14 protein-coding genes and 2 pseudogenes are annotated in these 10,388 nt (G+C 54.5%); 4 read left to right on the top strand and 12 right to left on the bottom strand.

What is annotated here, in order from left to right; translation table 11 throughout:
• The coding region (gene msbA / locus DY250_RS13520; RefSeq protein ID WP_115612721.1) for a lipid A export permease/ATP-binding protein MsbA at nt 1–2,191 on the bottom strand (2,191 nt) is incomplete at its 3' end.
• Nucleotides 2,192–2,528: 337 nt separating this feature from the next.
• The gene (locus DY250_RS13825; RefSeq protein WP_147293526.1) at nt 2,529–2,729 is read right to left on the bottom strand and encodes a hypothetical protein; all 201 of its coding nucleotides are present in this window, start codon (nt 2,727–2,729) and stop codon (nt 2,529–2,531) included.
• On the opposite strand from DY250_RS13825, the gene DY250_RS14140 reads away from it, so the two are divergent.
• From DY250_RS14140 to DY250_RS13510, 3 genes and pseudogenes are all read left to right on the top strand, one after another.
• Nucleotides 2,728–2,901, top strand: coding sequence for a hypothetical protein (locus tag DY250_RS14140; protein ID WP_006984528.1), 174 nt, complete (start codon nt 2,728–2,730; stop codon nt 2,899–2,901). The genes DY250_RS13825 and DY250_RS14140 overlap by 2 nt on opposite strands.
• A 181-nt stretch (nt 2,902–3,082) precedes the next feature.
• A pseudogene (locus DY250_RS15185) lies at nt 3,083–3,418 on the top strand (transposase); the annotation flags it as partial.
• The gene (locus DY250_RS13510; RefSeq protein WP_174904609.1) at nt 3,346–3,555 is read left to right on the top strand and encodes a hypothetical protein; all 210 of its coding nucleotides are present in this window, start codon (nt 3,346–3,348) and stop codon (nt 3,553–3,555) included. The pseudogene DY250_RS15185 and the gene DY250_RS13510, both read left to right, overlap by 73 nt.
• Nucleotides 3,556–3,563: 8 nt before the next feature.
• Here DY250_RS13510 and DY250_RS13505 read toward each other — a convergent pair whose 3' ends face one another.
• The 3 genes and pseudogenes from DY250_RS13505 to DY250_RS14700 all read right to left on the bottom strand — a co-directional run.
• On the bottom strand, nt 3,564–4,145 hold the full coding sequence (locus DY250_RS13505; RefSeq protein ID WP_172542399.1) for an IS630 family transposase: 582 nt from the start codon (nt 4,143–4,145) through the stop codon (nt 3,564–3,566).
• Nucleotides 4,135–4,788, bottom strand: coding sequence for an IS1595 family transposase (locus DY250_RS13500; protein WP_172542397.1), 654 nt, complete (start codon nt 4,786–4,788; stop codon nt 4,135–4,137). Before DY250_RS13500 ends, DY250_RS13505 begins: the two co-directional genes overlap by 11 nt.
• A gap of 70 nt (nt 4,789–4,858) precedes the next feature.
• Nucleotides 4,859–5,122: pseudogene (locus tag DY250_RS14700) on the bottom strand (transposase); the annotation flags it as partial.
• A gap of 14 nt (nt 5,123–5,136) precedes the next feature.
• Between DY250_RS14700 and DY250_RS14695 the strand changes: the two are divergent.
• Nucleotides 5,137–5,592 (top strand): IS256 family transposase, variant Zn-binding type, encoded by a 456-nt coding sequence (locus tag DY250_RS14695; RefSeq protein ID WP_425455476.1) that lies wholly within the window; start codon nt 5,137–5,139, stop codon nt 5,590–5,592.
• A gap of 63 nt (nt 5,593–5,655) precedes the next feature.
• Here the strand turns inward: DY250_RS14695 and DY250_RS14135 are convergent, their stop codons facing one another.
• The 7 genes from DY250_RS14135 to efp form a co-directional block, all read right to left on the bottom strand.
• The gene (locus tag DY250_RS14135) at nt 5,656–5,811 is read right to left on the bottom strand and encodes a hypothetical protein (RefSeq protein ID WP_172542395.1); all 156 of its coding nucleotides are present in this window, start codon (nt 5,809–5,811) and stop codon (nt 5,656–5,658) included.
• 149 nt (nt 5,812–5,960) lie between these two features.
• Complete coding sequence (gene serS, locus DY250_RS13485) at nt 5,961–7,253, bottom strand: serine--tRNA ligase (RefSeq protein ID WP_115612718.1); 1,293 nt, start codon at nt 7,251–7,253, stop codon at nt 5,961–5,963.
• 12 nt (nt 7,254–7,265) lie between these two features.
• Complete coding sequence (locus DY250_RS13480; protein ID WP_115612717.1) at nt 7,266–7,595, bottom strand: outer membrane protein assembly factor BamE; 330 nt, start codon at nt 7,593–7,595, stop codon at nt 7,266–7,268.
• Between the two features lie 156 nt (nt 7,596–7,751).
• Nucleotides 7,752–8,393, bottom strand: coding sequence for a hypothetical protein (locus DY250_RS13475; RefSeq protein ID WP_115612859.1), 642 nt, complete (start codon nt 8,391–8,393; stop codon nt 7,752–7,754).
• Nucleotides 8,394–8,767: 374 nt separating this feature from the next.
• A complete protein-coding gene (locus DY250_RS13820) occupies nt 8,768–9,025 on the bottom strand; it encodes a hypothetical protein (protein ID WP_147293525.1) in 258 nt (85 codons plus the stop codon).
• A gap of 104 nt (nt 9,026–9,129) precedes the next feature.
• Nucleotides 9,130–9,753: a YdbL family probable chaperone protein gene (locus DY250_RS13470; RefSeq protein ID WP_115612716.1), complete on the bottom strand. Its 624-nt coding sequence runs from the start codon at nt 9,751–9,753 to the stop codon at nt 9,130–9,132.
• Between the two features lie 24 nt (nt 9,754–9,777).
• Complete coding sequence (efp, locus tag DY250_RS13465; RefSeq protein ID WP_006984540.1) at nt 9,778–10,347, bottom strand: elongation factor P; 570 nt, start codon at nt 10,345–10,347, stop codon at nt 9,778–9,780.
• Nucleotides 10,348–10,388: the final 41 nt, after the last annotated feature.

Below are 10,388 nucleotides of genomic sequence, written 5' to 3'. Positions count from 1 at the left end.
GGGCAAAGCGCAGGCGTAGTGCCTGTTCCAGCAGGGTGAAGGTGCGCTCGAAATCTTCCGGCTGACCGAGATACGGGTCGGGCAGTTCCGGGCTGTCCGGCAGGTTTTCCAGCATAAAACCGACTTTGTCGCGTTGCGCGTCATCACTGGCGAGTGCGCTCACATCCTGATGGTTGCGCCGGTCGGCGACGAGGATGCGGTCGAAGCGGTCAAAGTCATCCAGGTTGAAGGCGCGGGCGCGCAGATCGTCAATCGGCATGCCGTGCGCGCGCATGACGCGGCGGGCGCGCGGGTCGGGGGCGTCGCCGTCGTGATAAGCGGCGTGGGTACCGGCGGAGTCGAGGATAACATCGCTGCGGCCCATTCCGCGCAACAGATAACGGGCAACACCTTCCGCCATCGGCGAGCGGCAGATGTTGCCCATGCAGACCATTAATATTTTCAAGTTTTTCATAATGTTACTGATAATGTTGGGACAGCAGTTTAGCATAACTGCCCCCCGCCCGAGCAGTTCGGTGTGGTTGCCGCTTTCGACAATACGCCCCTGTTCGAGGACGACGATGCGGTCGGCATTGCGGATGGTCGAGAGGCGGTGCGCGATGATGATGGCGGTGCGTCCCTGACGCAGCCGTTCCACCGCTTCCTGCACCTTGGCCTCACTGTGATTGTCCAGCGCTGAAGTCGCCTCATCCAGAATCAGAATTGGCGCGTCTTTATAAAGGGCGCGGGCAATGGCAATGCGCTGCTTCTGCCCGCCGGAGAGGCGCCCACCCTGCGGCCCGATGTTTTCCGTGTAACTATGCGGCAGTTTGGTGATGAAATCCGCCGCGTTGGCCGATGCCGCCGCCATTTCAATGTGCGCCGCATCCGGCTCAGGGTCGGCGTAGGCGATATTGGCGGCGATGGAGGTGGAAAACAGCACCGTATCCTGTGAGACAAAAGCAATGGCGCGGCGGCGGTCGGCGAGCGACATTTCTGCCGTATCCGTGCCATCAATCAGAATCGCCCCCGCCTCTGGTGCATAAAAACCGGCAAGCAGCGCGGCAATGGTCGATTTGCCGCTGCCCGACTCGCCAATAAGAGCCACCGTTTCGCCCGCCTGAATATGCAGATTGAAACCGCGCAATACCGGCTGTTCCGGATAAGAAAAAGACACATCGTGGAAGACAATCTCGCCGCGCGTGATGGTACAGGGCGGCAGGGCAGGCTGCGGTTCAGCTGGCGTATCCAGAAAATCAAAAATACTCTGTGCCGCTGCCAGCCCGCGCTGAATCGGCTCGTTCACCTTGCCGAGGCGTTTTATGGGCGGGAATAGCAGCGCCATGGTGCCGAGGAAGGAGACAAACACCCCGGTTGTCATCTGATCCGGCGTGGCGCGTGCTTTCAGGGCAAAAAGAATAATCACCGCTGATAGCGCAGCAATAATCGTCATTTCGACGACAGGCGACGCGCCGGCGGCGATTTGCGTTGAACGCACCGCATGAAAACGCACCGCCTCCGCCTGACGGTCAAAGCGGGCGAACTCAAAGTCCTGACCGTTATAAATGCGCACAATCGCCCGCCCGCGCAGCGCCTCATCCACCACATGATTCATGCCGCTCATATCCTCCTGCATTGCCCGCGCCATGCGGCGCAGCTTGCGTGATACATGGATGATGACAAACGCCAGGACCGGTGCGACGACAAAAAGCAGCAGCGTCATTTTCCAGTCAAGATAAAGCAGGAACACCGTCAGCGCGATGATGGTCACCACTTCGCGCAGCAAAATCGCGACCGCATCCGTGCTCGCCGCCATAAGCTGCAACACATCATAAGTAAAACGCGAGACGACGCTGCCGGCGCTGTGCGCATCAAAATAGCCCATCGGCAGACGCAGCAACTGGCGGAACATCAGCCCGCGCAGCGTGTATACCACCTGCTGCGCCAGCCAGTTCATGCTGCACGTCGCCATATAACTGGCCAGCCCTCTCAGGGCAAAGCCGAAAAAGAGCAGGGCGGTGAGGGTATACACCGTGCGCATGTCTCCCTCGGCAAAGCCGCCATCTACCAGCGGTTGCAGGACAAACGGCACCAGCGGTTCAGTGAGGCCGTAGAGCACCGTGCCGACGATGGCGAGCAGCACGACCTTCCAGTGCGGGCGGATGAAAGCAAGCAGGCGCGCATAACGCGCACGGTCTTCGGCATTAAACATGAGCGGTTACAGGATGATTAAGGAGGAAAGGGCATTGTAGCCCAAGCGGCGTAGATACTGGGCCCGCCAAGCGGCGTCAATACTGGGCCCGCCAAGCGGCGTCAATACTGGGCCCGTCAAGTGGCCATAGGTATCTACCCATCTCAATGGCTGTTGGAAATAAAGGGAAAGCCATCGCTCGCTTACAGGAGCGGGACAGCGTGTAGCGAGAAAAGGGTAGGGAGTGAAAGCGTTCGCCGGCAGGATGAAGCATGCCAAGCTGAACGAACAGGTATTTTTGCCCTTTGTCGCTTCGTGCCACCTCCCGGGCTTCCATGAAAGAAATGCGAACATTTTTTCATGGAAATCCCTCTTTCCCCGCAGGCGGCAGGAGAGATTGTCGGCTGTTTTTTAAAGATTTTTTCTCTCTGCGCAATGTGTAGATACCTATGCCGCCTTTGGTGCACCTGATTTGCAAAATTGGTAAACCATTGCACCATTGTGCGCGAAGAGGCGTACAATGCGCACCCGGATAAACAACCTGACTTTCATCAATCATGAGCAATACTCCTTATACTTTTAGTATTGATGGCACCCTGCAACAAGCCTTTGTCCTCGCCGCCCGCCAGCCGGACAGTGATAGAGCGGCGCTGCTGCGCGACTATGTGCGCGCCATCGTCTCTTATCAGGTGCAAAGTGGTGAGTTACCGCCCGATTCTTACGCGTTATAAGTGGTCGCCATAAAAACGGCGCGGTTTCCTAGCGGGAACCGCGCCGTTTTTTGTCGTGAAAAGGGTCGGGCAACGGCAAAAGTGGCGTAATGGACAAATTTCATGCTAAGAATCGCCGTAGCCCTTACGCTGCAAGGCTTTACGCGAGGTCAAAACCTTTGAACACAAAAAATGCTTTTTCTGCGGCTCAAAACAGGTCAAGAAAAACGGGCATCGTGACAACGGGAAACAGCAATACCATTGCGGCTCCTGCAAGCGCCAATTCATAGGGGGCCAACGCCTTAATCCCAACACCCTTTGGCGGCGCTACAGCGAAGGCAAGCAAAGCGCCGCACAGCTTGCCGCGCAGTACGGATGCAGCATCAAAACGATCCGTCGCCACCTCATCAAAGCCGCTACACAGGCCGAATGCGCGCTGCCACAGGCACCCGTGAACCTCTCATCATGGACACCACCTATTTCGGCCGAAAATGGGGCGTCATGGTCCTCTACGACGCTTGCAGCAAGCGCGCCTTGATGGTCGTGGCAGTTGAGCGGGAAACCAACGCGCTCTACACGCAGGCGGTCGCGGCGTTGCGAGAAAAAGGCATTGAGATACAAAGCATTATCTGCGATGGCAAAAGCGGCTTGCTGGATTCGTTCCTGGGTATATAGTCGAATCGCTAATAAAGAGTAACGAGAGTAAAGAACCAAAACAGCAGGGCATTCACATCAGCCAACCGCCATTGTTTCCTCAACCGTTTGATCCATGCCCATGTCTTCTCTATCGGGTTGAAATCCGGGCTATAGGGCGGAAGCCACAGCACCGTATGTCCCTCAGCCTGTAACGCATCCAGCGTGTCCTGCCGTTTGTGGAAGGAGGCGTTGTCCATCACGATCACGCTGCAGGCGGGCAGTTCCGGCAGCAGTATTTCTGTCGCCCATGTATGAAAAACATCGCTGTCTATGCTGCAATCAAAGGCAGTGAAAGCAAATGGCACAGTGCCACACAGGGCGCCTATAACGTTGGTTTGTGCCTTGCTCCATCCGGATACGCCTGCGCATTTTTGCCCGCGTGGTGCATAGCCGTAAGGACGGGAGATGTCTTTTCTGAAGCCGCTTTCATCGATATAAACGAATGGATGCAGGCGTGCTTCATAGACACTTTTTACTTCGAGGAATTCACGGCGTTTTTCTTCGTCTGCCTTGCGGTGGCGGAAGTCTTTTTTTTTTAGGGGCTGTACTAGATTAGCCCTAAATTCCACACCAATCACGCAGTGTTTTTAGCTGCTGGGACGGCGTACCGAAGTTAAACCGAAATTCACATTCTTTCAAGAACAGCGGGAAAGATTTGCGGTCAATGCCGTTGTATTTGCGCAGTATACGCTTCGCTTGGTTCCAAAAATTTTCAATGCCGTTGATATGATTCTGGCGCTCGGCAAACGCTTTGCAATGGTTGATGCGGTGATGGATAAAACCGCTCACATCCAGTTTGTCATAACTGCTCAGGCTGTCTGTATAAACAATACTGTCAGGCATGATTTTCTTCTTGATAACAGGTAGTAAGCTTTCAGATTTGGCATTATCTACCACAACTGTATAGACCCGTCCGTTGCGTTTCAGGATGCCGAAGACAACAACTTTTTCTGCCGCACCGCGACCACGTCTGCCCTTGCGACGTCCGCCGAAATAGCTTTCGTCTAATTCGACAGAACCATCAAAAACTTCATCGGCAGCCAAGGTCAAACGATGGCTGATAACCATACGAATTTTGCGGTAGAACAGGACTGCTGAATTGGGATGGATACCCAAAATATCGGCGGCGGAACGTGCAGTAACTTCTAGCACAAAAAAACGGAGTAGTTCTTTCTGTACTTTTTTCTTTAATTTGCAGTGTGTTATCTTCATTTTCGGAGGGTAACATATCTGCTAATCTAGTACAGCCCCTTTTTTTAACGGTGAAGCGATAGCGTTTGAGCGCCTTGCAGATGCCGTTTTGCGAGCAGCCCAGACGTGCAGCCCTTTCCCATTGATAGTCATCAGGGTGCTCGGCCACGTCTTGCCGGATGACTTCTTCTGTGAGAAGGCGAGGCGTAGAACGGCGGCTGCCTTTGGGTTGTGGCTGTTTCTTCCAGGTAGCAAGGGTGTTGGGGCTGATGCGGTGTCTGGCTGCCACTTCGCGATAGGTGCTATCTTCGAGTTCTGCAAGGATTTTTTTACGGATATGGGCTGGATAGGTCATAATTTTGATGGTTACTGTTTTTTTGCTATTTAACTATACCCGTGCAGATGTGCCAATTTCACCAAATAAAAATCATCGTGCGCCACCTGAGCAGAAAGCCTAAAAGCCGGGCAGCACAGGCGCTGCGGGCCCTGTCATTGACCCTGACGGAGACCACTCAGGCGGCGTTTGAAGCGGCGCTCAAGCGCTGGTACGAGCAGTACGCCGCCTTCCTGAACGAACGCAGCGTGAACGAGAAAACAGGCCACTCACACTACACACATAAGCGCCTGCGCACCGCCTACAACAGCCTGAAACGGCATCTGCCATGGTTGTTTACCTGCGAGCGCTTTCCCGACCTGGGTATCCCGAATACGACCAATTTGCTGGAAGGAAAATTCAGCGAAATGAAGCAGCTTTTGCAGTGTCATCGGGGCTTGAAAAAAGAGAGTAAGTTGCGGTTTATAAAAGATTATTTCAGCAAAAAATAGAGGGAAGAGCATGAAATTTGTCCATTAGAGCGCAACGTCTCAAAAAAGCATGGAATTTGTCCATTACGCCCTTTTTTGCGGGGTGGCACCGGCGTGGTTCCAGTTGAGGTTGACGCGGATGGTGCCGTAATCCGTCTGTTTGGCGAGGCTGACAGCGGGGTTGCGTTTGTCGAGGGTGATTTTGGCGCGGCGGGGTGGTGGGCGCGGGAGCGTCGGCAATTTCCACGCCGACGTGTTCGGAGAGCGGTTTCAGAACGTGTTCATACTCTCCGTCTCTGCTGTAAACTATCGGCATGAACACGTTCTGAGAAGGCGGCGCGGCGAAGACAGTATGTGTAAATACGGTGAGGCGCGCCAACACACTCGGATTATTTCCTGGGATTAGTGCCAGGGCGGATTTCGGTGAGGCCTCCCATGTAGGGGATAAGCACTTCCGGGATGGTGATGCTGCCGTCGGCGTTTTGGTAGTTTTCGAGGATGGCGACGAGGGTGCGGCCAACCGCGAGGCCGCTGCCGTTCAGGGTGTGCACCGGCTGCGGTTTTTTACTGTCTTTCGGACGGTAGCGCGCCTGCATCCGCCGTGCCTGGAAGTCACCGCAGTTACTGCACGAGCTGATTTCGCGGTATTTGCCCTGTCCCGGCAGCCAGACTTCGAGGTCGTAGGTTTTGGTCGCCGAGAAGCCCATGTCGCCGGTGCAGAGCAGGACGACGCGGTAGGGCAGGTTGAGTTTTTGCAGGATGATTTCGGCATTGGCAGTGAGTTTTTCCAGTTCGTCAAAGCTGGTTTCCGGCGCGACGATTTTCACCATTTCCACTTTTTCAAACTGGTGCTGGCGGATCATGCCGCGCGTGTCTTTGCCGTGTGCACCCGCCTCGCTGCGGAAGCACGGGGTCTGCGCGGTGATGTAGAGCGGCAGGTCGGCTTCGTCAAGGACGGTGTCGGCGACGAGGTTGGTAAGACTGACTTCAGCCGTCGGGATGAGGTAGAAGGAACGCTCGCCGAGGGCGGTTTTGAAGAGATCTTCTTCGAATTTGGGCAGTTGTCCCGTGCCGAAAAGGGTTTGCGCGTTGGCGAGGTAGGGGACGTACATTTCGGTGTAGCCGTGTTCGCGCGTGTGCGTGTCGAGCATGAACTGGGCGATGGCACGGTGCAGGCGGGCGAGACCATCGCGTAGGACGGTGAAGCGCGCCCCGGCGATTTTTGCGCCGTCATCGAAATCAAGGCCGATGTTTTCCAAGTCGGCGTGTTCTTTCGGTGGGAAGTCAAAGACGCGCGGTGCGCCCCAGCGGCGTACTTCGACGTTGTCGTCTTCGTCTTTGCCAACTGGTACGCTCTCGTGCGGCAGGTTGGGCACACCGGCCAGCAGGGTATCCAGCGCAGTCTGGATGTTGGCGTATTCCTGCTCACTGGTTTGTTGCTGGCTGTCCAGCGCGCCGGCTTCAGTCATGAGCACTGAAGTGTCTGTGCCATTGCGCTTCGCCTGGCCAATTTGCGCGGAAAGGGTGTTGCGCCGCGCTTGCAGTTGTTCGGCGGCGACTTGCGCGGTTTTGCGCGCTTCTTCAAGGCGCTGGTATTCGGCAAGCGGGAATTCGTAGCCACGGGTTTTCAGGCGTTCGGCAATGGCGGCGGCGTCCTGACGCAGGAGTTTGCTGTCTATCATGATGTTTTCCTTTTATTTTGCGGTGAGGTTCTGTTGCTCAACGTGGGCGACGGTGTTGTCGGCGGTGTAGTACACGACCAGGCGACGGCTGAAGGTGTGCTTGCTGTCGCCGGCGAAGTAGCGGTAGAGATAGTTGGCACGGTCGGGATGGAAGGGATCAACCAGCTGCGGCGTACCGAGAATGCGCTCGACTTCGGCGCGCGACATACCGCGCTGGATGCGGGCGATATCGGCGTCGGAATAGACGTTGCCCTGAATGACGTCGGTTTTATAAAGATACGGGGTGTAGCTGCCACAGCCACCGAGGGCAAGGGCAAACAGGCAGAGGGTAGCAAGGCGCATGCGGATTCCTGTGGTTGACAAAGCGTGCATTATAGCGCGGGCAAAAGGAAACCATGCGGACGGGGCAATAGACGAAAATTCCCGTTTATTCAAATAATTAGTAATAAGGGCAAAGATAGGGTAGCGATACCATCCCCGGCAAAGCGGCAAGCAACTTCATCCCTGCTGTGGTTTGTTGATGGCTTTTTCGACGAGAGCGATCAGTTCGTCAGGGGTAAGGAAGGTATTGAGGTAGTCTGCCAATGTTCCTTCATTCGTTATTTCGCGGAAAAAGACTTCATGATCGGTGCCAAATAGCGTGGGATTATCGGGATTGGGGTCGCTGAGCGCGATGTAGAGGTTATCCGGATAACCATAGGCATAAAACAGGCGGATGAAATCCGGGGTGTCATCCCCGGTAAAGGCGGTAATTTCCTGTAAATCCACTTCTTCGGGATCGACAAAGTCGGCATGCCATTCGTCGTAATCCGCCGTGCCCTGTTTATACGGGGTAAAGGGTTGGGCAATCCAGAAATGCTGACCATAAGGTTCTTCGGTCAGGCGGTAGTAATGCGCGATCATTTTTTCGTAGAAGGCTTCTTTGTCGGCTTGATAGAGCGTCATGTGTGCTTCGACAAATGCACCCAGCCCATAGATGGGCTCTGCATCCTCCGCTTTTTCCCACGGGGTATCTACCGGCCGTGGATACAGCACGGTATTGAAGGTAATGGATTGCAAGTCATCTTGCAGCGATACCCCGCTGACTTGGCTGATGTCTCCGCCAAGGGCCTGAATACGGTCGAGGATGTCTTTTTTCATGGTCATGCTGTGTGAAGGGGGAATAGACGGGGAAGCCTGTACCTTCGCCGCTTGGCGAGTGTAGGGTGGGCTTCAGCCCACCGAGCAGGCGTAGTCTGCTTTGTCACTATTTTTATCAAACGCCGCAAACCCAGTATTTACACCGCCTGGCGGATTCCCACTCTATCCTTCGGACACCCCACTCCGCAAGCGGGCGGAGAGATTTTGCTTGGCGGGGCCAGTATTTATGCCGCCTAGCGAGAAATGTTGTTGTTTTATCTCGCTTTGCAGTTTTTGATGGTTGTGGATGTCTGTTTTGTTCCGCTTAGTAGCTACTGGAAATAAGGGAATTCTTCCTTACGTCATTGACGGCTTCGTTGAGCATACTTTTCAGGTCACCACTTACAAGAGCCTGGACACAGAGCGTTAAATAAAACTAAAAGAACCAATATGCCACCCAAAATTATCATAAGTCTAGAGATAATAATTATTGTGCCCTCAGCAAAGCCTCTACTTGCAGCTTCTGTATAGCTTTTATTACTTTCTTCCCCTTCTTCTCTTTCAATGCGACGATAGAATTTTCTTCTATCAATAACGATTAAAAGGATTGTGCCAATAATTATAAAAATAATACCAACTGGTAAATTTCCCATTTTTTTCTCCTAATTTAATAGTTGCGTTTCAGCGGTGGAAATGTTTTCCATGCTGTCTATATTTGTGAGAAGCCTGTGTTGTTCGTCATCTCACGCAGAAGGTTTTATTTCTGTTTCCAGCCACCGCCGCTTTGGTACCACCAGCCTTTGTTGGCCTGGGTTATCCAGCGTTCGGCAAAGGTTTTCTGGATTTGTGCCGCCCAGCTTGGCTGGTTGTTGGCATCCGCAATAGCTTGGTAGAGGGCTTTGCGGTCTTTGTTTTCGGCGCTGACGAGCTGGTTCATGCGGGCCCGATCACGCATTTCGGCGGCACCTGCGTCACGTACGGCGATAAGGCCGTCAGCGGTGAGGCCGATCGCGCCTTTATCTAGGAAGGGCCGCAGCTCACCGAAGCGGCCTGCCATGCGCGCTTTGATTTGTTCAATTTGCGGCGAGGTGGCGTTGAAGTCCACGTTTTGGGCGTGGGCTTCGCTGCTGATGCCGTTTAGTACGGCGATAAGGATGTAGCGCGGGTCAAGCGCGCTTTGTTCGGCTTTTTTGCCCGGGGTGGCAGGTAGGGCTTTGTTTTCTTCATCTGCTGCCGGGGCGTCGCCGCCCTGTTTGTGCCACACATCCAGGATGATTTGGTCGGCAACTTTTTCGACGGCTGCCGCCGGGAAGTAGATGTTGACGGTGACGCAGGAGACGACGGCGATGGGGGCAAGCAGAGCGAGGCTGCGACTGAGCATGGTGTGCTCCTTCCCGATAGGGGGTTATTCTTTGGCGCGTCCGAGGTATTCGCCGCTGCGGGTATCAACACGAATGACGTCGCCGATGTTCATGAAGAGCGGTACGCGAACGACGGCGCCGGTTTCGAGGGTAGCCGGTTTACCACCACCGCCAGAGGTGTCGCCGCGCAGGCCGGGATCGGTATCCACAACTTTGAGTTCGACGAAGTTCGGCGCGGTGACGCTGATGATGTTGCCGTTCCAGAGGACGACGGTGCATAGCGCCTGTTCGAGCATCCATTTGTCAGCATCCGCCACGGCAGCGGCGTCAGCTTGCAGTTGTTCGAAGGTTTCGGGGTGCATGAAGTGCCAGCTGCTTTCGTCTTTGTAGAGGTATTGCATTTCGGTTTCGTGCACGTCGGCCGCTTCGACGCTGTCGCCGGATTTGAAGGTACGCTCGATGACGCGGCCAGTTTTGAGGTTGCGCACTTTGACGCGATTAAAGGCTTGTCCTTTGCCGGGTTTGACGAATTCGTTTTCGACGATGTTATAGGGGTCGCCGTCGAGCATGATTTTCAGGCCGGCTTTGAATTCGTTGGTTGAGTAGTTTGCCATTGGGGTTCCTTAGTTGTGGTGTTGTGGGGGTGCTATGTTAA

The organism is Cardiobacterium valvarum, assembly GCF_900460955.1.
In the GTDB taxonomy this organism is placed as follows: Bacteria; Pseudomonadota; Gammaproteobacteria; order Cardiobacteriales; family Cardiobacteriaceae; genus Cardiobacterium; species Cardiobacterium valvarum.
This window is presented reverse-complemented; position numbering and strand designations above follow the sequence as displayed.

What these genes read in the sequence shown, in the direction of transcription:
- DY250_RS14140 (WP_006984528.1), top strand. Translation starts at nt 2,728, where the DNA reads ATGAGCAATACTCCTTATACTTTTAGTATTGATGGCACCCTGCAACAA.
- DY250_RS13825 (WP_147293526.1), bottom strand. Translation starts at nt 2,729, where the DNA reads ATGATTGATGAAAGTCAGGTTGTTTATCCGGGTGCGCATTGTACGCCT.
- DY250_RS13510 (WP_174904609.1), top strand. Translation starts at nt 3,346, where the DNA reads ATGGACACCACCTATTTCGGCCGAAAATGGGGCGTCATGGTCCTCTAC.
- DY250_RS13500 (WP_172542397.1), bottom strand. Translation starts at nt 4,788, where the DNA reads ATGAAGATAACACACTGCAAATTAAAGAAAAAAGTACAGAAAGAACTA.
- serS (WP_115612718.1), bottom strand. Translation starts at nt 7,253, where the DNA reads ATGATAGACAGCAAACTCCTGCGTCAGGACGCCGCCGCCATTGCCGAA.
- DY250_RS13480 (WP_115612717.1), bottom strand. Translation starts at nt 7,595, where the DNA reads ATGCGCCTTGCTACCCTCTGCCTGTTTGCCCTTGCCCTCGGTGGCTGT.
- DY250_RS13475 (WP_115612859.1), bottom strand. Translation starts at nt 8,393, where the DNA reads ATGAAAAAAGACATCCTCGACCGTATTCAGGCCCTTGGCGGAGACATC.
- DY250_RS13820 (WP_147293525.1), bottom strand. Translation starts at nt 9,025, where the DNA reads ATGGGAAATTTACCAGTTGGTATTATTTTTATAATTATTGGCACAATC.
- DY250_RS13470 (WP_115612716.1), bottom strand. Translation starts at nt 9,753, where the DNA reads ATGCTCAGTCGCAGCCTCGCTCTGCTTGCCCCCATCGCCGTCGTCTCC.
- efp (WP_006984540.1), bottom strand. Translation starts at nt 10,347, where the DNA reads ATGGCAAACTACTCAACCAACGAATTCAAAGCCGGCCTGAAAATCATG.